This is a genomic window from Desulfovibrio sp. (assembly GCF_019422935.1).
In the GTDB taxonomy this organism is placed as follows: domain Bacteria; phylum Desulfobacterota; class Desulfovibrionia; order Desulfovibrionales; family Desulfovibrionaceae; genus Desulfovibrio.
The window spans coordinates 163,037-184,486 of the sequence record NZ_JAHZCJ010000005.1; the positions used below are offsets into that span (position 1 = coordinate 163,037).

The following is a 21,450-nucleotide window of genomic DNA, read 5'->3' on the forward strand; positions in this document are numbered from 1 at the left end:
AAAGCAATGCTGCACGGTTCAGGCGTTGTTGTAACAGGCATGGCCTGCCTGTGCGCGGCGGGTGACAGCCCGTCTGCGGTTCTGGATGGTCTGCAAAACGGGCAGGGCGGGCTAGTTGCGTCTAGTGTGCTGGACAGCCGGGCCTTGCCATATCCGTTTTTCGGGCTTGCTGAAAAGCATTTTCCCGGCGGGCGCAAGCATTCCGCGCAGGATACCCTCACGCTCGCAAGGGCCGTGTGCCATAGCGCGCTGGCCGAGTCAGCGCTGCCCCAGCATCTGTTGCTTGAGGCGGGCATTGTGCTTGGCACAACCGCCGGGAGCGCATCGCATTTTCTGGAGTCTTACGCCGCCAGCCGTGGAACCACGCCAGAGCAGGTTGCGGAATCAGCATCATCTGTATGCTCCTGCGCACAGGGGGCTGACCGTGACGACTACTTTAGCGCCAATCTTGCGCTGGAGATGGACGTTGAGGCCCACGGGCCGCGCCTGACCGTTACCGACGCCTGCACATCGGGTGCGGACGCCATTGGTCTGGCGATGGATCTCATCACCACAGGCCAGTGCCAGTGCGTGCTCTGCGGCGGTGCCGATGCCCTGAGCCTCGTGCCGCATACGGGCTTTGCGCGGTTGATGATATATTCCGACCAGCCATGCCGCCCCTTTGATCGCGACCGCAAAGGCCTGAATCTTGGCGAAGGCGCAGCCGCGCTTGTTCTGGAAAGCGCCGAGCATGCCCGCGCGCGCAATGCCGCAGTGCTCGGGCATGTGCTGGGCTACGGCAATGCCTCTGACGCGCACCATTTTACCGCGCCGCATCCTGAAGGGCGGGGGCTGGCATTCGCCATAGGCTCGGCCTTGGAACAGGCAGGCCTTACAGCGGCAGATATGGCCTTTGTGAACGCGCATGGCACGTCTACGCGCGAGAACGACAAGGTTGAAGGACGGCTTTTGCGCACCCTGCTGCCGGGGGTGCCCATATGGGCCAGCAAGGGCGGCACAGGGCACACCCTCGGGGCCGCTGGCGCGCTGGAAGCCGTGCTGACGCTCGCGGCCCTGCGCAACGGCACGGTTCCTGCCTCGCCGGAGTTTTTCAATATTGACCCTGAAATAGGTTTTGCGCCCACGCAGAGCGCCCTTGCGGCATCTTCTCCATTTGCGCTTTCAACCTCTCTGGGGTTTGGCGGCGGCAATGCCGCTCTGGTTCTGGGGAGGGTGAAGCCATGAGCAGTGCAGCGCTTTCTGTGGCGGGAACCGGGCTTGTGCACAGCATCGGCGGCAAGGATGCCCTTGCAGCCATACAGCAAGGGCAAACGCCTGCCATATCTGCCCCCGATATTTCTTCACTCGCGGCATTGTTGCCGGGTGTGTCGCTGCGCCGCATTCCCCGGTATGCGCGTATGGCGCTTCTGGCATGCGTGCAGGCTCTGGATGCGGCGGGCTGGCGGCAAAAAGAAGTCCTGCACCGTACAGCTCTTGTTTTTGGCACGGCCTACAGCAGCTCGCAAATGAGTATGGATTTCATGGATTCCATTCTGGATAACGGGCCGCATCTTTCTTCGCCAACGGCCTTTTCGCATGCCGTCAACAATATGGGCGCGGGCCTGCTCAGCCTGCTGCTTGGCATTGAGGGGCCGTGCTTTACCATCTCGCAGTTTGAGCTTTCTTTCGCCGGTGCCATGAGCACGGCGGCAGCTCTGCTGGGCGCGGGCCGGGCCGAGAGGGTGCTGCTGTGCGCGGTGGACGAAACCGACAGCCGTTTTTCCCGCTGCTGCCCAGAATATTTAAGCAGCAAGCACCCCCAGACGGAAGGGGCCGTTGCTCTGTGTTTGGGCAGGCAAGCTGCCGGTGCGCCCTCGCTGCGAGTGCGGTGGGGGCAAGAGCCGGAGGCGGACGGCCCTGTCTTTGCTTCGGGTGCCGCATCCGGGCCGGGCTGGGTAAATCATGAACATCTGTATGGTCATGGGCCGCTGGCGCAGGCACTAGATGTTATGCTGGCCCTGAACATGCCGCAGACGGCCAGGGCCGAAGCTGTTAACTGCGTCTGCGCTGCTGCTGCAAGCGGCAGACAGGCATTAATCGAAGTGCGGGGTGCGTGATGGAATCCTGGCCGCTTGAGCGGATTGCAATTCTTGATTTCAGGGCTGTTACGGCGATAGTGCAATCCGTGGCGCAGGCAGAGTTGAGCCAACGCAACCCGCTGAGCTTTGAGGCGCGCGCGCCGCACGAGTTTGCATCCATGCGCTGGGAATCGCTTGGGCTTGATGCCACTGCGCTGGAAAATATGGCGCAGCGTTGTAATGCCATGTTTCATACTACTGCAGCAGCGCCCGAGGTTGGCGGGCAGTGCGGTGATTTTTCGCAACAGGTTTTGCAGCAGTGGGAAAACAGCGACCGCTCGCTCACGTTTTTTACTTCCGGCTCAACAGGCAAGCCCAAGCCCTGCACGCATAAGGAAAGCCACATCCGGCAGGAAGTGACCAGTCTGGCACCCATTGTGGCGGACAGAACCTCGGCGCTGATTACCGTCCCCATGCATCATATGTACGGCTTTACGTTTGGCTTGCTGCTGCCCCTGAGCCTAGGGGTGCCCATCCGCAGCGTGCCGCCCCTGCCAACAATGGTTGAGGCGCAGATGCGCCCCGGCGACCTTGTTATCAGCATACCGCTGTTGCTGTCGCGCCTTGTGGATATGCGCGGATGGCAGGCTTCCAACTCGGAGGCGGGGCAGGGCATTACCCTGCTGACTGGCACTTCGCCCACGCCGCCCGAGGTGATGTATGCGTTGGAGCGGCAGGGCTTTCGTGTAATGGAATTTTTTGGCTCGTCAGAGATGGGTGTGGTTTGCGGCCGCTTTGAGCCGGAAGCCGATTATGAACTGCTGCCGCATGTGGCGCGGGGAGAAGGGGAGCACGGCAACGCGCTGGTGCGCTGCCTGCCGGATGGCGTGGTGCAGCACTACCCGCTGATGGATAATGTAACCTGGACAGGCCAGCGACACCTGCGACCGGGCGCGCGCATCGACAAAGCCGTGCAGGTGGGCGGCATCAATGTGTTTCCCCAGTATGTGGCCTCGGTCATCGAGCGCCACGAAGGGGTAAAACAGTGCCTAGTGCGGCTGATGCGGCAGGACGAGGGATACAGACTCAAAGCCTTTGTGGTGCCGCAGCATGGCTATGACGTGTCAGCCCTGCACAAGGAGCTGATACTGCATGCCCGTTGTGAATTGAGCGACGTGCAACGCCCTGGAGCTTATACCTTTGGCCCGGATATCCCCCGTGGCCCGCTTGGCAAGCCGATGGATTGGTGACAATAACGAGCTAAAACACAGTCATCATAATAAGCAGATAGCCAGCCATGATAGAACGAACTTTTCAAGATATTCCTGGTGGGAAAATTGAAGATGCGGACCAGCATGAATTTCTGGTCAGTCTTGGCTGGTCTAGAGGAATTTCTTGGAATGATCTGTTGCGGTCAAAGCGCATACTTATAGTTTCTGAAGCGGGCGCGGGTAAAACTCATGAATGCCGAGAACAATCCAAGCGTCTGAGCAATGCTGGTGAACCTGCTTTTTTTGTTGAAATCTCATCATTGGCATCAGCGAATCTTAGAGATTTATTTGATTCTGAGGAGGAAGCTCGTCTTGACGGTTGGCTTGCTTCGCCAGATAAAGAAGCCACTTTTTTTCTCGATTCAATTGATGAGCTTAAGCTTACGCAGTATTCGTTTGAGCTGGCGCTTAAGCGTTTCAAGAAAGAGATAAAAGATCAGCTCCATAGGGCAAAAATTGTTATAACAACCCGTCCAATTCTTTTTGACGAACATTTGATTCGAGAATTGCTGCCAATCCCTCCCGCACAGCCGAAAGGTTCTAAAGAAGAACGGTTTGCGGAGATCATGACGCGTGAGCCTTTGCAGCAGCACAACGCCGATGATGCAAACGACCCCCTAGGGTGGCGTTTAGTGGCCTTACTGCCCCTTTCCGATGAACAAATTAAAGAGGTTGCCTCACAACAGGGTGTGGAGAACCCAGAGCATCTATTAGAAGACTTGCAACGCCGCAAAGCGCAATCTTTTGCGCGCCGTCCGCAAGACCTCATTGAACTATGCGCTGACTGGCGGGAAAACAGGCGAATACGAATACATCGTGATCAAGTCAAAACAAATATTTATGTGAAACTTGAGGCGCGCGTTGATAGGCGTGAAGCCTGTGAATTGTCGTCAAATAAAGCGTGGGAAGGTGCTAGCAGGCTGGCACTTGCAATGCAAGTCATGCGCCTTTTTACAATTCGGCACAGTGCTGCCTCAGACATCAATGGGGGCGATGCAGCCCTGAATCCGTTACGTATCTTGTCTGATTGGCAGCCAAATGAAGTGAAAACGCTGCTTGAGCGACCGCTTTTTGGTTTTGCTTCTTATGGCCGGGTGCGGTTTCACCATCGTTCAGTGATAGAATATCTTGCTGCCGAGCGTCTTACGTACCTTCGCGAGCAAAGAATGCCTCTGAACGCTTTAAGACGACTTATTTTTGCTGAAACAAAAAGCAAAGTAATAGTTCGACCCTCCAAACGCCCTGTTGCAGCGTGGCTTGCGTTGAATATCCCTAGTATATTTGAGTTACTGCGAGATCATGAGCCGGAAGTTCTTTTAAATGAAGGCGACCCGGAAGCACTCAGCTTGGCTCAGCGAAAGGAGATTCTGCGAGCCTTTGCCAATAGATATTGTTCCAGTGGTTGGCGAGGAATGGATGTGCCGTCCATTCTGGTTGAGCGCTTTGCTTCAGCTGATCTGGCAGATGAAATTCGTCAGCTATGGCAAGGAGGAGTGGAGAATCCTGAAGTTCGGCTGTTACTTATTGGCCTCATTGGTGCTGGAAATATAACTTTTTGTGCAGATATTGCATACAGCCTGCTGGAAAATACAAATTCACCTGATACTGATGACACTGAAAAAATCAAGGCTCTCCAATCCCTTGTCGTGCTCAACGATGAAAGACTGAATGCGCTTTCTGCATGCATAGCAAAAGGTAATATTTCTTGGTCAAATCGTGCTGTGAGTAGAGCTGCTGCTATTCTTTTCCCCCAGTTTATGTCCCCAGAGCAGTTGTGCCAAACGATTCGATGGATAAAACCGAAGGAAGACGCCGTATGGGATATTCGCAGACATTTGCCGTGGATTCTAGAAAATACGAAGTTTGAGTATTCACTACTTGAACAGTTGAGGGACAGCATTGTAAAACTATTGACTGAGGGACTTAGGTGGCAACAAGAGTGGCCGAACATTACCAGTGATTGGCCTCAATATTGTGAAGCATTGGCAGCAACATGTTCTCAAGGCATTAAATTTGAAGTAAATGATAAGTGGCTCCATGCCTGCGTTCTCGCACTATGTATAAATAGGGGGGAGCAATCCGTTGACACTTCAGTACGCACTTTGCGAGAACATTTGCTTAAATTCCCCGCTCAAAAATATAGATCTCTTTTTTGGGCCGGAGATATCTTTTTTCAATCACTTCACAAAGAAGATAACTCCGATGAAAGACTGTATAGATTAAGTAGTGATGGGCCGGTGCCGCTTATTCAAGATAGAGATTTACCTTGGTTGCAAATTGATTTGGCAGATAAAAGCCGTAGTATTGCAGAACGAGCCATGCTCTGCGAAGCGATTGTGCTGCTCACGCCAGGCCATCAGCTTGTTGGAGAAAATCTTGAATCTCTTGCGCAGCTTGTTGCAGATAATCCTTCGCTCCTTGAAATCCTTAGCAACCGAGCTATTGCACGAGTAAAGAGTAAAGAACGGAAGTTAAGTTTTGAAATAAAACAAGCTAAGCGTGAAGAACAAGCAAGGCGGGAGAAGGCTAAGAATCGTGAAGGTTGGATAAGGTTTTGGAGGGACGTTGCCAACCAACCTGGTGATACATTTTCAAGTGAGAAATCATTCAACACGGCTTGGAATTTGTGGATCTTCATGCGCAGACTGGCAAATGATGATAATTTGTCTGTCTGGAATCGGGTCGCTATTGAAGATTACTTTGATAGAGCCACTGCGGATAGACTTAAATCTGTTTTAACTACCATATGGCGCAACGATAGCCCGACATTGCTTTGTGAACGTCCAGATGAAAGTCGTAATTCTTATTTAAGACGCTGGGAACTGGGCTTGGCAGCAATCAGCGCTGAAGCAGAAGATTCCGAATGGGCAAAAAACCTAACAGGAGAAGAAGCCCAAAAAGCCACACGTTACGCTCTTCTTGAGCTGAACGAACTCCCACAATGGATAGGCCCACTTGTAGAAGCTCATCCCTCTGCTGCGGAAATCCTTTGGAAGGAAATATCGTGGGAACTAGCGCAAACGTCTGAGGTGGGCAACTATTCTTGGTTGCTCCAGAAGCTTGGTGGTATTCCAAAAAATGTGGCGGAGTTATTTCTTCCACGCCTGTTGACATGGTTGGAATCTGGCGTTGTTCAAAACGAAAATAATGATATTGTTATTGCAGAAAAAATTCGCCATGCCACACGCTCAATAATAAAATACGGCGATGTTGCGACAAAGGCAAAATTTGCGCAAACAGCTCAGGAACGTCTCGCGTGTTCTCTTTCATCGGAATTGCGCGATACATGGCTCTCCACATTGTTGCAGATTGACCCAGAACGTGGGGTAGTGGCATTTGAACAGTTTGCAAACACGGTGGAGCCTTCTGCTCGCTCCGAAGTAGTGTCATGTTTTTCTGCGTTTTTCGGGAATCGTGATAGTGCTGTGAATTTGCGAGACAAACTATTAACGCCACAGCTATTGCTGCGGCTGCTTCGTCTGGCCTACCAACATGTTCGGGTTGAAGATGATACACACCGCGAAGGCGTTTTTTCCCCAGATGCTCGCGATGATGCCCAGACGGCGCGCTATACTATTTCTAACGCATTGTTCAGCATAAAAGGTGACGAAGGCTTTAGTGTTCAGCTTGAAATGGCGGCAGATCCTCTTTGCAGGCATTTAAAAGACAGACTTATCGCAATGGCTGATGAAAACTTGGCTCAAGAAATTGATTCGGATGCGGATGTGTATGATGAATCACGAGCGATTGCTCTCGATAAACGTGGCGAAGCCCCTGCAGCCAGTAATGAAGCAATGTTTGGTATCTTAAAAGACAGGTTGTCTGACCTGGATGACCTTTTGCTGCGCGACACGTCTCCTCGTGAGTTGTGGGCAGGAATTGATAAAGAGTGGATACTGAGGCGCGCAATAGCGCGGGAGCTGGAGATCGCCGCCAATTCTCTTTACACCGTCGATCAGGAAGCAGCAACCGCAGATGAAAAAAAGACAGACATCCGTTTGCGTTCCGTGGTCGGTGGTTATGAGGCTGTAATTGAGATTAAGTTAGGTGATGAACGTACTGCTAACGATCTGCGCGATACGATTGAGAACCAACTTGTAAAAAAATATCTGGCCGCTGAAAAGAGTAGGGCTGGTGCGTTGCTTGTGGCAATTTCCATAGATCGTAAATGGGATCACCCCAGTGAAAAGCGAAGGATCAATGTCGAGGATCTTTTTGAACTTCTGCGTAATGAAGCGGAGCGTGTGCAAAATGCCTTGGACGGTAAAGTGTTCCTTAATGTTCATCTCCTAGATTTGCGTCCTCGCCTGTCAACTGAGAAGAAAGCCAAAATCAAATTCTAACGTTAGCGTTCAATAGCAAAAAAAGTGGCTTATACGTCTTATTCAGATCGTATAAGCCACTTTAATTTGTGGGGGTTGGTGGAGGCGGGGGGAGTTGAACCCCCGTCCGAGAACTGTCCACACGAAGCATCTACAGGTTTATGTCAGGTATTAATTTCACCGTGGTGGTAGCCCCTGACCGGGCGCCTCACGGCAATCTCGCCGGTAAACTCCTCGCGGAAAACCCCGGTAAGAGCCAGTTTCCGCCAGCCTGATAAGTGTCGCCATTCAGGGTTATCAGACATGGCCCAGAATGACGTGACCGCCTAGGCGATCGTTGCCTCGCTGTTTTTAGGCAGCGTAAGCGTAGTCGTAATCGTTGTTGGCAATTACTTTTGTTGCCGCTTTTTACGAGGCCAGCGGCGCCTCGACCTGCCGCTAAGGCTTCCACGTCCCCGTCGAAACCAGTGCGCCCCCATTTGGTCAAGCATTACAATAAGTCGCTTGTTCGACTTTGGCAAGCTCTATCGAATGTAGAAATGCGAGAGCGGGCCCTTAAGGCACATATGGTAGTGCCCAAGCAGGGGATTGGCGTCTTCAACCTGATCGATAATATCGTTATGGATCTGGGTTGCCAGTTCTACACCGTGCGAGAGCATGGCCACCTGGGCCATCTGCTTGAAGCTCTTTTGCAAATCCGGCTTGCGCGTGATGATGTCACACAACAGGTTGGCGTCGTTGTCGTTGCCTTCAACCACCAGGGTTCCCTCTGGCGAAACATACACATGCAGGCGGTCTTCGGGCCGGAGGTGGCGTTCTTCAAGCTGGGTGTTCAGCATGTCCATAAAGGCTTCCTGAAGCGAATCAAGCCGCGCTTCAAGTGCCGTAACAAGCCCTTCGCCATCCTTTGCCAGACACCGCAAAGTTCTGGCCGATGCTTCGTCCAGGCCCGAAAGCGGTTGCCCCGCAATCTGCCCGTGCCGTGCATGCGAGGCTGCTTCGGGAGCGCCAGTTTGCATATGGAGCATGGCGCTTATGCAATTGTTGTTTTCGTTAGTCACATGCTCCCCCTGTGGCTATGGTCAAATTTGCCTTTTCGTTATCTGGGGAAGGTATTAGCAAGATAAGTGCCAGTTCTCATTGCAGGCCTGAAAAGGGGCAAAAAGTTTAGAAAAAGTCAAAAAATTGTCAGAAAGATGCGTAGATATTGGCCGCAGTACGATAATGTCCCGGCAAGCATGAAAGAAAAATGCCGCATGGCAAAAACCACACGGCAAAATTTGCAGAGTGCTATTTTTCCAGGCTGCGGGCCAGCGCCTCGCCCTGTTCGCCGCCGCCTGCCATGCGCGCAAGCTCGGCGTGGCGGTCTTCCTTGTTAAGGGGGGAGCAGAGGGTAAAGGTTTCCCCGTCGCGCACCATCTTAACAATCTGAAAGTGCCTGCGGGCGCGGGCCGCCAGTTGCGGCCAGTGGGTGATGAGCAGCATCTGGCGCGTTTCGGCCAGCGCGTAGAGCTTTTCGGCCAGCTTGTTCAGGGTCATGCCGCCAACGCCCGCATCGACTTCGTCAAATATGAATGTAGCGCCTTCGTCATCCTGCTGCACGCTGGCAAGCGCCAGCAAAAAGCGCGAAAGCTCGCCGCCCGAGGCTATTTTATCCAGAGGCTGCGGGGGCTGACCGGGGTTGGGCGCCCAAAGGATGCGCCCGCGCTCGTCCGCAACGCCGGGCCAGATTTCCTGCACGGCGAAATCGGGCAATACCCGCACCTGATCTGAAAAGCCCAACTGGCGCAGTTCGTTTTCAAGCTTGGTGGCAATGGCGGCTGCTGCCTCGCGGCGCGCCGGGATGATGCGGGCAGTCACGGCGGCAAGCTCTGCGGCAAGAGCTGCCGCTTCCTTGTCCAGCCGGGTGATGTCCAGCGCGCAGACATCAAGGAAGGAAAGGTTTTCGGAAATTTCTTCGCGCAGGGAAAGAATCTCCGGCAGGGTTCTGTGCAGCTTGCGCTTGAGTTGCGCAAGGGCAAACAGGCGTTCTTCCAGATGATCCATGTCGGGCATTTCGTCCAGCCCCGGCAAGGCAGGCGGGCGGCGAAGCCTGCCGCCAAGGTGGGCCAACTGCTGCCGCAGGGCCGCCACAGCGTCGGCATCGGCCTGGAGGGAATCGTCCTCGCGGCACATGCGCTGCAAGAGTTTTTCAAGCTGGCCCAACTGGTCGATCACGCCTTCCTGCTCATCGCCTTGCAGCAAAATGAGCGCCTGTTCGTAATTCTCCTGCTGGTGCTCCATGGAGCGGGCCAGCGCGCGGATTTCTTCCAGCTTTTCTTCTTCGCCCTCTTCAGGAGAAACCTTGTCGATCTCCTGCTGCTGCATTTCAAGCAGTTCGCGCCGTTCGCCCAGTCCGGCCTGACGCTCAAGCAGGGCAGAGCGCTGGGCCGCATTGGCCTGAAGGCGCGCAAGCAGGGCGTCCCGCTGGTGCAGAAGTTCGGGGCAGCTCAGGCCGCTTTCCAGCAGTTTGGCCTGAAATGAAGATTGAAGCAGTTTTTGCTGGGCGTGTTGGCTTGTGTGGGCCACAAGGCGGTTGCGCAGGTCGCGCAGGCTATCTTGCGAGCGCAGTTCATCGTTGATGTACAGGCGGCTGCGCCCTGTCTCCGCCACAATCTCGCGGCGCAGAACCATGTCCGCATCTTTTGTGCTGAACAGGGCCTCCACCTGTGCACGCTCAGCGCCCGCGCGCACCATATCCGCCGAAAGCTTGTCGCCAAGCAGAAAACCCAGCGCTTTAAGGATAAAGCTCTTCCCCGCCCCGGTTTCACCCGTCAGCACGTTCATGCCGGGCGAAAACTCCAGTTCCATGTCCTCAATGAGGGCCAGATTACGAATGCGCAGGTATTCAAGCATGGCTTTAACGTGTTTTTATGGCGGTTTATGTGCTTAATGTAAAACTTTAACTATTTTGGATGCCCTTACATTTCAAACTATTGGCGAAGGCGTGGATCAAAGATATCCCGCAGGCTTTCACCCAGAAGGTTATAGCCCAATACCGTTACCAGGATGGCCAGACCGGGATACACCGACAGCCAGGGCGCGGTTTCAATCACGGCTTTGCCGTCCATGAGCATGTTGCCCCAACTGGCTGCTGGGGGCTGCACGCCAAGCCCCAGAAAGCTGAGGCTTGATTCCACCAGTATGGCCCCGGCAACGCCCAGTGTAGCGGTTATCAGCACGGGCGCAAGGGCATTGGGCAGTATATGTCGAAACAATATGCCCGCAGTGGATGTGCCTGCCAGCCGCGCGGCATCGACAAATTCGCGTTCGCGCAGTGTAAGCGCCTCTGCTCGTACAAGGCGGGTAACGCCCATCCACGAAGTAAGCCCAATAACCACCATGATATTGGTAAGATTGGGTTCAAGAAAGGCAATAACCGCCAGGATAAGAAAAAATGACGGAAAACAGAGCATTATATCAACCACGCGCATGATGCACTCGTCCACCCAACGGCGGAAATAGCCACTCACGAGGCCAAGAACCGTGCCGATGCTGACAGATATGCCCACAGCCACAAAGCCCACCCACAGCGAAACCCTGCCGCCGTAGAGCAGGCGGGAAAAAACATCGCGCCCAAGACGGTCTGTGCCGAACAGAAAGCGGGAGGAGGGCGGCTCCAGAATATTGTCCAGATGCAGGGCGTTGGGGTCAAAGGGCGCAATCCACGGGGCAAGGAGCGCGGCCAGCGACATGGCAAGCACAATAACAAGCCCCAGTACAAGCATAAGGTTGCGGCCAAGCAGCTTTTTGACGGCGCGGGGCAGCATCAGGCGTTGTCCTTTGCGTTGCGGATGCGCGGGTCTGCGATTCCGTAGCAGAAATCCGCCAGCAGGTTGCCCGCCAGCGTGAGCACCGCCCCAAGCACCAGATTACCCATGATCATGGTGTAATCGCGCGCCATGACAGCGCCGTAAAACAACTGGCCCAGCCCCGGCAGGGCAAATATGGATTCAATGATGACGCTGCCGCCAATAAGCCCCGGCACAGAAAGGCCCAGCAGGGTTATGACAGGCAGCAGAGCGTTGCGCAGGGCGTGCCGCCAGATAACCGCGCCAGCGCCAAGCCCCTTGGCCCGCGCCGTGAGAATATAATCCTGCCGCAGCACTTCAAGCATGCAGGCGCGCATGTAGCGCGACATGCCAGCCAGCCCGCCCACGGTATACACCAGTGTGGGCAGGGCCAGATGCCGCGCCAGATCGCAAAACTTGCCCCAGGCGTTCAACTGCTCGTAATTCATGGATGTAAGGCCGGAAATGGGCAGCCATTGCAGCTCAATGCCAAAAAACATCATGAGCAGCAGGGCCAGCCAGAAGGACGGCATGGCAAAACCCAGAAAAACCAGCACGGTGACGGACTTGTCCAGCAGAGAATTCTGCCGGCAGGCGGAGACAATGCCCACCGGAATGGCAATGAGCAGAGTGAGCACCAGCGAAATAACGTTCATGCCCACGGTGAGGGGCAGGCGCTCAAGAATCTTGGTCAGCACCGGGCGGGAATCGGCAGACATGGAATTGCCGAAATCCAGATGCACGATGCGGGTCAGCCAGTCCCAGTACTGCACATAGAGGGGGCGATCCAGCCCGTAAAGCACCTCAAGCCGCTGACGCGCCGCAGCGCCAGCCAGCGGATTGAGCGTGGTTTCCATATCTGTGGGCGAGCCAGGGGCCAGATGGATGACCCAGAAGCTGATAATGGTGATGCCCCACAGCACAAGCAGCATCCACAACGTTTTGCGTAAAACGTGCAGTAGCGGGCCGGAAAGGCGGCCTTTTGCGGCAGATGCGGGCAGGGTGCTCATGAAAAAAGCTTACTCCGTGCGGGTCATCCACTGGCGCATGTCGTCCACTTCCTTCTGCCAGCCAGACGAGAGGCGCAGCTTCAAAAAGCGGGCGTACAGGGCATCCAGCAGGCCGGTGCACACTTCCATAAGATAGAACTTTTCAAGCAGCAGGGCGTCCGGGTCGTCATCGCTGTCGCCCTTGTCGAGCTTGGGGGTTTTGAGGCTGTTGAGGCAGAAATCCTCGGCCTTGAGGCTGACCTGAAAGGCAAGCTCTTCTTTTTCAAGGCGCAGCAGAGCGCGGCTGACCTGTTTGCCGGTGCCAAGGCCAAAGCGGGCCTCGCGGAGAGGGGAGAGCGAGCCGGAAACAGAGGCTGTTTCGCGGGCATCACCTTCGCCGCCTTCCACCACGATACGCTGTTCCATGGAAACGGCAAAAGGCGCGCCGTCCTTATCAGTGAACGCGCCGGGGGCCGTGTCGCTCTGATACCAGAGCCAGGTCAGAAATTCCTTGCCGAGAATGCTGTCAGTGGATTCGCCAAGATAAGGCATGTTCATGGGGTCTCCGTGCCGTCATCAGGAAAGGGGAGCGAACTGCGTGGGTTCCAGCTTGTCCAGGCGGATCAGGCTTTCTTCGTCCAGCATGGAGACCGCCAGATTATAGGGCGTCAATTGCTCCAGGTGCAGCTCAAAAGTTTTGAGAAACTCTTCCAGGAAGAGGTCGATCATCTTGTTCTGGGTGGAGGCAAACCAGACCTCGTTCTTGTCTGTGGCCCAGAGCACGTTGAATTCGCCGGGAACAGGCAAAAAGCGGGAGCGCAGGCGCAGCAGCACCTGCTCCTTGAGTTCTTTTTTGCGCTCGCGGGCAATGTAGTTCTTGCCCTGTTCGCCCATGCGTTTTTTTTCTTCCTTAAGGGCAAGGGCAACGTGCTTTTTGACCACGCCAGCGGGTATGCGTCGCATATCCAGCCGCAGAGAAAACACGATGTACGCGCCTTTCTGGGGCGGGGCCGTCACCCAGTCAGTATCGAGCATATCCTCAAAACAGGTCCATCCCTGGCCCTGCATTTCAGGAATATCGTCAATGTCGCGCATGGCGAACTGTTTCAGTTTGTCCGGTATCTGCGGCCAGAGCGTGGCCGGAACAGGATCAAGAATGCGGAACCGTGTAAAGCTGCAAGAGCTGTTGGCAAAGCCCATGGAAACTCCTTGCTGTGAAAACCAGTGTTGGCAGTGTTGTACGTCAGAGCCGCTTCGGGAGCAAGTGCGGGGCTGACCCCTGGTTTGCGCCCGTTAAGGAGGTTGCGCAGCGAGGTGTGGGCATTTCGGCCTTATTGAGCTGATCGATCTGGACGGGATTCATGAGCGGCAATCGGGGGCATTATATATAAGGAAAGGATCAAATGATTGCGGAAAAACTGAATGCGTGGACTGGGCCAATCCGAATTCTCAAAATTCATGGAACGGCGGGAAAATCCATGGCGGTTCGTTTTTGTGAATATGGATGGTTTGACAGCGGTGCCGCCAGTGACATTCTAAGCGTGTTTTTAAGTCCGTTTTGAATCCGGTTCACCCCACATGCAATACTTATAAATGTCCCATAATGATAATTATGTAAACTTTTGAAGATTGGAAGCCGCCGTAATGTCGGATCAGCCATGCCTGTGCTTCTTGCTTGCCCTTGACGGCATGCCCCACTTCACGCACCATGAGCGCATCTTTCCAAGGAGAAATCACCGTGCCGCCCAAACATTCCGGCAATGCCGGATCATCCGCCAGAAACCGCAGCAAAAACAGTTCGTCCGCCAGCTCCCATAAAAAGGAACAGCCTGCGGACGCACGCAAGAATCATGCCCCCCGTTCTGATAGCTGGTCTGCCAATGGACCAAATGGCCGTTCTGATTCGCGGACAGATTCACGGTCAGGTACTCAGCCGAACGCCCGTGAGGCCCGAGATGGTTTTTCGCAACGCAAACCCGCGCAGCCCCAGGCCGTCAAATCTGACGCCGATCATTCTGCTCGGCCTGCCGCGCCCACAAAGTCTCAGCCCGATGCTGACAATGCAGCTGACGGCATACGCCTTAACAAGGCCATAGCCGCAACTGGTCTATGCTCGCGGCGCAAGGCAGACGAGCTTATTCTTGCCGGGCGCGTCAGTGTTGACGGCAAGCCGGAGCCCAACCCAGGGCGTCAGGTCTTGCCCTTTGAGGGCATTGCCGTGGATGGCCGCGTGTTGTCGGCCCCGCAGTCCTACACCTACCTCATGCTCAACAAGCCCGTGCATGTGGTTTGCACAGTGAGCGACCCGGAAGGCAGGCCCACCGTACTGGATTGCCTTGCGCCTGAATACAAGGCGCTCAGACTGTATCCTGTTGGCAGACTTGACTATTTTTCTGAGGGATTGCTGCTGCTGACCAATGATGGCCAACTTGCCCAGCGCCTCACCCATCCCCGGCATCACCAGCCCAAAACCTATGAGGTGCTAGTACGCGGCACGGTGCCTGAAGGGGCGCTCAAGACCATGCGGCGCGGCATGCACCTTGCCGAAGGTGAAGATATTATGCCTGTGGACGTGATCGCTCAGCAGGTTGGCGGCAATACCCAGTTGCAGATGGTGCTGCGTCAGGGGCTGAATCGCCAGATTCGCCGCATGTGCCGCGATCTGGGGCTGACCATTCTGCGCCTGTGTCGTGTTGCTCAAGGCTCATTGCGTCTTGGGGATCTGGCCAGCGGCAAAGCCCGGCCTCTTACGGATGCCGAGGTTGCCCGCCTGCGTGAAAGCGCCAGCTTGCCCGTCGTGCGGTAGGCCTCTCTGGCAATCTGCCTGTCGGCAGCCAGCGCAGTCTCTTTGGCAACACCATATATTTATTAAGAAATATTGATAAAAAGCGCAGCCGCAATTGCCGGATACCCGGCATTGCGACTGCGCTTTACTGATTAACGAGCAATATACCTTTTATTGAACCGTAAAAAATTGCCGCGCGCTACGCGCGCTCAGCAGAGAATGCCTATCTGCACTCCAATCAGGCATTGCCTTTCAGCAAATGCTCGAGAAAATCGATGGCGTCTTTTTGCAAGGCTTGCAGGTGGTCTTCTCCCTTGAAGCTTTCCGTATACACTTTGCAAATTGCTTCCGTACCGGAGGGACGCACGGCAAACCAGCCGTCATCGCTGACCACCTTAACACCGCCGATAGCGGCATCATTACCGGGTGCGTGGGTAAGCACATTGGTAACAGGCGAACCTGCCAGCGTTTTAAGGCTCACGCTTTCAGGCGTCAGCGCCGCAAGCTTTGCGCGCACGTTGTCGTCCGCCGGGGCATCAAGCCTCTGGTAGGCGGGCGCGCCAAGACGCTCGGTCAGTTTTGTGTAAAGTTCATCGGGGGAGGACTGCTCCACTGCCATCATTTCAGCCGCCAGCAGGCACATGAGGGGGCCGTCTTTGTCTGTGCTCCAGGGCGTGCCGTCAAAGCACAGGAAGGAAGCGCCAGCGCTTTCCTCGCAGCCAAAGCCGCAGCGTCCATTGAGCAAATAGGGCACAAACCACTTGAAGCCCACAGGCACCTCAACAACCGGGCGACCAAGATCTTTCCCTACCCTGTCGAGCATGGCGCTTGTCACAAGGGTTTTGCCAATGCCGCGCTGTGAGGGCCACTCCCTGCGGGTGCGGAACAGATACCAGGCGGCAACGCTCAGATAATGATTGGGATTCATCAGTTCGTTGCGCGTCACTATGCCGTGGCGGTCGGAATCCGGGTCGCAGGCGAAGCTCAGGTCAAAATGGTCGCGCAGATCCAGCAGGCGGCTCATGGCATAGGGTGAAGAACAATCCATGCGGATTTTGCCGTCCTTGTCGCAGGGAACAAAGCGGAAAGTCGGATCCACTGCCCTGTTCACCACCTCAAGATCAATGCCGTAGGCTTCTGCAATGGGTTCCCACATGGGCAGGCTTGCGCCGCCCAAGGGGTCAACGCCGATACGCAGGCCCGATGATGCAATGGCCTTCATGTCCAGCACTCCGGCCAGATCCTGCACATAACTGCCGATGAAATCGTATTCTTCCACAAGCGAAGAGGCGCGCGCCGCCCGCAGGTGGGTGAGCTTTACGCCCTTGTTGCCGTTTTCGAGGTAGACATTGGCGCATTTTTCAATCTGACTGGTGACTTCGGATTCTGCCGGGCCGCCGTGGGGTGGATTGTACTTGAAGCCGCCGTCACGCGGGGGATTGTGCGAAGGCGTGATGACAATGCCATCGGCCAAGCCGTTAACACGGCCCGCATTCCATTTGAGCACGGCATGGGAGATCGCCGGTGTGGCTGTGTAGGCCCCGCCGACAGAAATGCGCACGTTCACGTTGTTGGCTACCAGCACTTCCAGCGCGGAGCGAAAGGCGGCTTCTGACAGCGCATGGGTATCGCCGCCAAGAAAGAGCGGCCCGTCAATGCCCTTGGCGGCGCGGTAGTCGCACACCGCCTGGGTGATGGCGTAGATGTGCTCCTCGTTAAAGCTGCACAGCACTGATGTGCCGCGATGTCCCGAGGTGCCGAAGGCAACACGCTGGGCTGCAAGCGCCGGATTGGGAAATTCTGTGTAGTACGCGCTCATGAGCGCGGGGATGCTCTCCAGCTTATCCAGCCCGGGCAGATGCCCGGCATCGCTATGCACAACTGGCATTGATATTCCTCCAAAAAGTGGTGCTCTGCCGACTATATGCCCTATCGCGCATGCCTGCAATGCAGGATGCATCCCTTGATGTGTTACTGCAAGTATTTATGGCCGCTATTGTTGATGAAGGCACATTTTTTCAAAAAAATCGCGGTGTCCTTCAAGCTGCGGGTCAAAAAGCTCACTTGAAAGCATACCATATGCGCCGCGTACAAGAGCTGTGCGTTTTTCAAGCGACTGTTCAAGCCGCTCCCGGTGCGCTTGAGTGGCGCACATTTCTGCCAGCATCTGCGTCAGGCTGACCGCGCGCGCCGTGTCTGTATGGCGCCGGGCCACTGCCCTGCCTCCGGCTTGGGCAATTTTGGCGAGGCGTTCTGGGTTTGCGAGGGCTTCTGCGGCAATGGCCGCGGCTGCCTGCGCATCGTTGCGCTGGTAGGTGGGCAGAATTTCCTCGCCGGGGACAAAGAGTTCGTTAAGGCCGTTGCCGCAGGTTTCCATCAGGAGGGCCGCACCGCAGGCGATAGCCTCAAAACAGCGAAAATTCACTTCCGAAGCCGCCGTCTGGTTAAGAACAATGCGGCTGCGCGTAAAGATGGGCTTGTAATCGCCAGAAATTGCCACCAGCGGCTGTCTGGCGCGAAAGGCCTTGAGAAATGGCGCGCGGTCCGGGTTATTTTTGTGCCCGAGGGTTCCCACAAAGGCTACGGGAATGTCGCGGGCAGCAAAATCCCCCACTGGCTCAAGAATCTGGGGATAAAACAGCGGAAACCAGCGCGCGGGTAAGCCCTCGTGCGAAAATACATCCACGTAATCTTTCTGCGCCACAAGGGTTGCGTCAAAACCATTGGAATATGGGATGTGCCAAGGGTTGCAGTAGGTATCAATGGAATAACGCACCGAGGGCCAGGGGGCATTTTCCGGATCAAGCAGTTGCGGCATGTTGCCGTCATCGCAATAGAACAGTGCGTCAGGGGCAAAACCGAGCGCGTTAAGGCGGCTCAGGAGTTGCCGCACGGAGTACGGGTGCGGTGAAGGGATGTCGGCGTCAGCTGCCGGATGCGCCGTGATGACGTGGTGCCCCAGGCGTTTTAGGGCAGAGGCCAGATACGGCCCGCCTATGTTGAGTATGCGTAAGCTCATGGATAAAAAAAGGGCTGCCCCGGTTAAGAGGCAGCCCGTGTTATTTGTGCCTGTTACTTGCTCAGGCTTACAGTTCGGAAGTACACATCGCCTCGCCGTGAAATCTGCAACATGACTGCGCCTCGAGCGACACCTTCATCGTTGACGATTTTCGACAGATCCGCAGCGCTGCGAACAGGTTTGAGGTTGGCCTTGAGAATCACGTCACCGGGGCGCAGATCGGCTTCGGCAGCGGGCTTGTCAGGATTGACGTCAATGATGGCCAGCCCTTCGTTTTTCTCAATCTTGAGTTCGCGGCGTTCTTCATCCGTCAGGGGACGGACGGAAATGCCGAGCAAACCTTCATCCTTCTGCTTCTGATCCTTGCCGTTCTGGTCGCCGGTCTGCGAGGTTTTGCGCTCGCCAAGCGTTACAGTAAGGTCAGTGGTTTTGCCATCGCGCCACACCGTTATTGCAGCCTTGCTGCCGGGGGTTTTGTCGGCAATCACGCGCAGCAGGGCCGCAGCATCGTCGATGCCCTTGCCGTCAACGGAAACAATGATGTCGCCGTCTTTCATGCCAGCCTTGGCAGCGGGTTCGCCTTCCATAACGCTGCCCACAAGCGCGCCCTTGGCGTCCTTGAGGCCCAGCGCCTTGGCGGTGTTTTCTTCAACATCCTGAATACCAACGCCAATCCAGCCACGGCTGATCTTTTTGCCGGACTTGATCTGGTCGATGATCTTGGCGGCCATGTTGCTCGGAATGGCAAAGCCAATGCCCTGCCCGCTCGCGATAATGGCCGTGTTGATGCCAATCACCTGCCCGTCCATGTTCAGCAGCGGGCCGCCGCTGTTGCCGGGGTTGATGGAGGCATCCGTCTGCAGGAAGTTGTCAAAGGGGCCGGCGTGTATATTGCGGTTCTTGGCCGAAAGAATACCCGCCGTCACCGAGTGGTCGAGCCCAAAGGGGTTGCCGATGGCCAGCAGCCACTCGCCTATCCGCAGTTCGTCCGAATTGCCGAACGCAAGGTAGGGCAAGGTCTTTTTGGTTTCAATTTTCAGCAGGGCGAGGTCGGTTTCTTCATCTGCGCCAACCAGCTTGGCCGTGATGGCTTCGCTTTTGCCATTGCTCTGATCAAGGGTCACACGGATAACATCCGCATCGGCAACCACATGATTGTTGGTAACAATATAGCCGTCAGCGGAGACAATAAAGCCGGATCCCAGTGACTTCTGTTTCATCTGGGGGCGCTTGCCACCGCGCTTGCCGCCGAACTGGTCAAAGAATTTGTCAAATCCTGGCGGCATATTGCGGAACATTTCCCCCATGAGATCGTCCTGGCTGTTACCGCTGGCCTTCCGTTCCGTACCGATGTTTACGACTGCCGGGCCGCTTTTGGCCGCCAGTTCGCTGAAGTCGGGCAGATTGGCTGCCTGGGCAAGCTGCGATGCCGCAAGAAAGGTCACGGCAAGCATGGCTGCAAGACATTTTTTTATCATCATGGAAAAGCTCCTGGTTACTTATTTTTCAGAGCCTTCTGCAAAGCCTGTGCCATGATGTTCATTCCAGACCCGCTGTTGGAGCTTGCGGCGGATGCATGCTGCTTCCACGCCTTGTCTTCGGCGGGTTCGGCAGCTTGTTCACCTTCAGGGGCAAGGCTGATGCGCCTGGCGCTGATGTCCAAATTTTGTACAGTAAGGGTAACGGCATCGCCCTTGTCCAATTTGCTGTACTGCTTGCCCTGCTTGGAATTCTTGAGGACGCCAGCGGGCAGCAAACCGGTGATGCCGGGGGCCAGCGTAATAAAGAGGCCATAGGGGGTGCGGCTTTCAACCGTGCCGCTTACCGTTGAACCAACGGCAAACTGCTGGGCGGCTTCCTTCCACGGGTCGCCTTCCGCATCGCGCAGACTCAGGGAAATACGGTGATTTTCAAGGTTGATTTCCTTGATTTTAACCGAAACGACTTCGCCCGCCGCAAGCACGTCTTCGGCCTTGGCCACGCGCTTTGTCCACGACAGTTCAGAAATATGCACAAGGCCTTCAATACCGGGCAGAAGCTCCACAAAAGCGCCAAAGGGCGCGAGGCGCACAACCTTGCCGGAAACAACCGTACCAGACTCAAGTTTGGTGGTCACATCCTGCCAGGGATCGCCCTCGGCCTGCTTGCGCGAAAGCGAAATCCGCACGTGGCCCTTGCTGTCCTTGCTGATGGAGATAACCTTGGCGCGCACGGTGTCGCCAAGCGACACGGCTTCGTCAGGAGCGCCCACGCGCGACCAGGAAAGTTCGGAAAGATGGATCATGCCTTCAACCGAAGGGGCAAGCTCCATGAATGCGCCAAAAGCGGCGAAACGCGTGATCTTGCCTTCAACCATGTCGCCGGGCTTGAGGCTTTCAAGCAGGGTGTCGAGCTGTTCGGCGCGTTCACGTTCAACAATGGCGCGGTGCGAAACCACAACATTTCTGCCGCGATTTTCAACGCGGATAACCAGAAACGGCATGCTGCGGCCCACAACCTCGGCGGCGTCTTCAGACGTGGCAACGCCAAGCTGGCTGCCGGGGCAGAAGGCCTGCTTGCCAAGCACGTCAACCGTGTAGCCGCCCTTGCACACTGCGGTTATGCGGCCGTCAACCGGCACCGCCGCATCGCGGGCTTCTTCAAGCGCGGCAACACCGCTGCCGCTCATGGAGCGGGAAAGGCGAATCTCTTGCGAGGAAACACCAGTAACCCACGCTTCGAGGCTGTCGCCGGGCTTAACGCTTTCATTGCCCTCGGCATCAAGAATGTCTTTGCGGTCAATGATGCCGTCAACCTTTATGCCCACATCCACAAAAACGCTGTCGCCAGTGATGGCGATTACAGTCCCGGTCACTTTTTGGCCGGGCTGCAGGCGGTTTGAAGCGGTGTCGTGGGCCGCCAGCATGGCGGCAAAATCCTCAGCGCCTTCCTCCGACATGGAGGTTGCGAACTTATCCTCGGTCATAGTTTTCCTGCTCCTTACAAGCTGGGCTTATTGCTCAAGTCCGCCATATTACGCCATCCGCACAAGGAAAACAATTGTCTTTTTAGTCCTGATTTTTCCGGGCCTTTTGGTGGGGACTGAATCAAATTTATACAGGTGGATATTTTTTAAGCATGCTGCCCTCTCAAGTGGCAAGCAAAAACGAGAATTCAGGACAGGCCGAGAAATAATAA

Annotated in this window: 16 protein-coding genes and 1 other RNA gene; 6 read left to right on the top strand and 11 right to left on the bottom strand. The window is 55.5% G+C overall.

Going from position 1 to position 21,450, the window contains the following annotated elements:
* Positions 1-6: 6 nt before the first annotated feature.
* From QZ383_RS08510 to QZ383_RS08525, 4 genes are read left to right on the top strand one after another with little or no spacing between them, the layout of a single operon-like run.
* Positions 7-1,224, top strand: coding sequence for a beta-ketoacyl-[acyl-carrier-protein] synthase family protein (locus tag QZ383_RS08510; RefSeq protein ID WP_291444650.1), 1,218 nt, complete (start codon positions 7-9; stop codon positions 1,222-1,224).
* Entirely contained in the window at positions 1,221-2,096 is an 876-nt protein-coding gene (locus QZ383_RS08515; protein WP_291444652.1) for a beta-ketoacyl synthase chain length factor, read from the top strand. The genes QZ383_RS08510 and QZ383_RS08515 overlap by 4 nt, the downstream gene beginning before the upstream one ends.
* On the top strand, positions 2,096-3,307 hold the full coding sequence (locus tag QZ383_RS08520) for an AMP-binding protein (protein ID WP_291444653.1): 1,212 nt from the start codon (positions 2,096-2,098) through the stop codon (positions 3,305-3,307). The genes QZ383_RS08515 and QZ383_RS08520 overlap by 1 nt, the downstream gene beginning before the upstream one ends.
* Positions 3,308-3,354: 47 nt before the next feature.
* Positions 3,355-7,671 (top strand): hypothetical protein, encoded by a 4,317-nt coding sequence (locus QZ383_RS08525; protein ID WP_291444655.1) that lies wholly within the window; start codon positions 3,355-3,357, stop codon positions 7,669-7,671.
* Between the two features lie 76 nt (positions 7,672-7,747).
* On the opposite strand, the gene ssrA is transcribed toward QZ383_RS08525, so the two are convergent.
* From ssrA to rdgC, 7 genes are all read right to left on the bottom strand, one after another.
* Positions 7,748-8,127: a transfer-messenger RNA gene (gene ssrA, locus QZ383_RS08530) on the bottom strand.
* Between the two features lie 47 nt (positions 8,128-8,174).
* Positions 8,175-8,711, bottom strand: a complete 537-nt coding sequence (locus QZ383_RS08535) for a hypothetical protein (RefSeq protein WP_192111788.1) — start codon at positions 8,709-8,711, stop codon at positions 8,175-8,177.
* 229 nt (positions 8,712-8,940) lie between these two features.
* Positions 8,941-10,545, bottom strand: coding sequence for an AAA family ATPase (locus QZ383_RS08540; RefSeq protein ID WP_291444658.1), 1,605 nt, complete (start codon positions 10,543-10,545; stop codon positions 8,941-8,943).
* A 77-nt stretch (positions 10,546-10,622) separates the two neighbouring features.
* Positions 10,623-11,459 (bottom strand): ABC transporter permease, encoded by an 837-nt coding sequence (locus tag QZ383_RS08545; RefSeq protein WP_291444660.1) that lies wholly within the window; start codon positions 11,457-11,459, stop codon positions 10,623-10,625.
* Positions 11,459-12,490: an ABC transporter permease gene (locus tag QZ383_RS08550; RefSeq protein WP_215647628.1), complete on the bottom strand. Its 1,032-nt coding sequence runs from the start codon at positions 12,488-12,490 to the stop codon at positions 11,459-11,461. Before QZ383_RS08550 ends, QZ383_RS08545 begins: the two co-directional genes overlap by 1 nt.
* 9 nt (positions 12,491-12,499) lie before the next feature.
* Complete coding sequence (locus QZ383_RS08555; protein WP_192111784.1) at positions 12,500-13,027, bottom strand: hypothetical protein; 528 nt, start codon at positions 13,025-13,027, stop codon at positions 12,500-12,502.
* Between the two features lie 18 nt (positions 13,028-13,045).
* Complete coding sequence (gene rdgC / locus QZ383_RS08560; protein WP_240824331.1) at positions 13,046-13,669, bottom strand: recombination-associated protein RdgC; 624 nt, start codon at positions 13,667-13,669, stop codon at positions 13,046-13,048.
* 203 nt (positions 13,670-13,872) lie between these two features.
* Here rdgC and QZ383_RS08565 point away from each other — a divergent pair, with 203 nt between their 5' ends.
* Both QZ383_RS08565 and QZ383_RS08570 read left to right on the top strand, forming a co-directional pair.
* Positions 13,873-14,031, top strand: a complete 159-nt coding sequence (locus QZ383_RS08565) for a hypothetical protein (RefSeq protein ID WP_291444666.1) — start codon at positions 13,873-13,875, stop codon at positions 14,029-14,031.
* Between the two features lie 176 nt (positions 14,032-14,207).
* Positions 14,208-15,275: a pseudouridine synthase gene (locus QZ383_RS08570; protein WP_365861504.1), complete on the top strand. Its 1,068-nt coding sequence runs from the start codon at positions 14,208-14,210 to the stop codon at positions 15,273-15,275.
* 217 nt (positions 15,276-15,492) lie between these two features.
* Here the strand turns inward: QZ383_RS08570 and pgm are convergent, their stop codons facing one another.
* From pgm to QZ383_RS08590, 4 genes are all read right to left on the bottom strand, one after another.
* Entirely contained in the window at positions 15,493-17,142 is a 1,650-nt protein-coding gene (gene pgm / locus QZ383_RS08575; RefSeq protein WP_291444668.1) for a phosphoglucomutase (alpha-D-glucose-1,6-bisphosphate-dependent), read from the bottom strand.
* 105 nt (positions 17,143-17,247) lie between these two features.
* Positions 17,248-18,273, bottom strand: a complete 1,026-nt coding sequence (locus QZ383_RS08580; protein WP_291444670.1) for a glycosyltransferase — start codon at positions 18,271-18,273, stop codon at positions 17,248-17,250.
* A gap of 53 nt (positions 18,274-18,326) precedes the next feature.
* The gene (locus tag QZ383_RS08585) at positions 18,327-19,754 is read right to left on the bottom strand and encodes a DegQ family serine endoprotease (protein WP_291444672.1); all 1,428 of its coding nucleotides are present in this window, start codon (positions 19,752-19,754) and stop codon (positions 18,327-18,329) included.
* 14 nt (positions 19,755-19,768) lie between these two features.
* Positions 19,769-21,238, bottom strand: a complete 1,470-nt coding sequence (locus QZ383_RS08590; RefSeq protein ID WP_291444673.1) for a 30S ribosomal protein S1 — start codon at positions 21,236-21,238, stop codon at positions 19,769-19,771.
* Positions 21,239-21,450 lie beyond the last annotated feature (212 nt).

Bases quoted from the DNA above. Each gene is read 5' to 3' on its own strand.
- QZ383_RS08545 (WP_291444660.1), bottom strand. From the start codon at position 11,459: ATGCTGCCCCGCGCCGTCAAAAAGCTGCTTGGCCGCAACCTTATGCTT.
- QZ383_RS08565 (WP_291444666.1), top strand. From the start codon at position 13,873: ATGATTGCGGAAAAACTGAATGCGTGGACTGGGCCAATCCGAATTCTC.
- QZ383_RS08590 (WP_291444673.1), bottom strand. From the start codon at position 21,238: ATGACCGAGGATAAGTTCGCAACCTCCATGTCGGAGGAAGGCGCTGAG.
- QZ383_RS08540 (WP_291444658.1), bottom strand. From the start codon at position 10,545: ATGCTTGAATACCTGCGCATTCGTAATCTGGCCCTCATTGAGGACATG.
- pgm (WP_291444668.1), bottom strand. From the start codon at position 17,142: ATGCCAGTTGTGCATAGCGATGCCGGGCATCTGCCCGGGCTGGATAAG.
- QZ383_RS08585 (WP_291444672.1), bottom strand. From the start codon at position 19,754: ATGATGATAAAAAAATGTCTTGCAGCCATGCTTGCCGTGACCTTTCTT.
- QZ383_RS08550 (WP_215647628.1), bottom strand. From the start codon at position 12,490: ATGAGCACCCTGCCCGCATCTGCCGCAAAAGGCCGCCTTTCCGGCCCG.
- QZ383_RS08525 (WP_291444655.1), top strand. From the start codon at position 3,355: ATGATAGAACGAACTTTTCAAGATATTCCTGGTGGGAAAATTGAAGAT.
- QZ383_RS08510 (WP_291444650.1), top strand. From the start codon at position 7: ATGCTGCACGGTTCAGGCGTTGTTGTAACAGGCATGGCCTGCCTGTGC.
- rdgC (WP_240824331.1), bottom strand. From the start codon at position 13,669: ATGGGCTTTGCCAACAGCTCTTGCAGCTTTACACGGTTCCGCATTCTT.
- QZ383_RS08555 (WP_192111784.1), bottom strand. From the start codon at position 13,027: ATGAACATGCCTTATCTTGGCGAATCCACTGACAGCATTCTCGGCAAG.
- QZ383_RS08520 (WP_291444653.1), top strand. From the start codon at position 2,096: ATGGAATCCTGGCCGCTTGAGCGGATTGCAATTCTTGATTTCAGGGCT.
- QZ383_RS08515 (WP_291444652.1), top strand. From the start codon at position 1,221: ATGAGCAGTGCAGCGCTTTCTGTGGCGGGAACCGGGCTTGTGCACAGC.
- QZ383_RS08580 (WP_291444670.1), bottom strand. From the start codon at position 18,273: ATGAGCTTACGCATACTCAACATAGGCGGGCCGTATCTGGCCTCTGCC.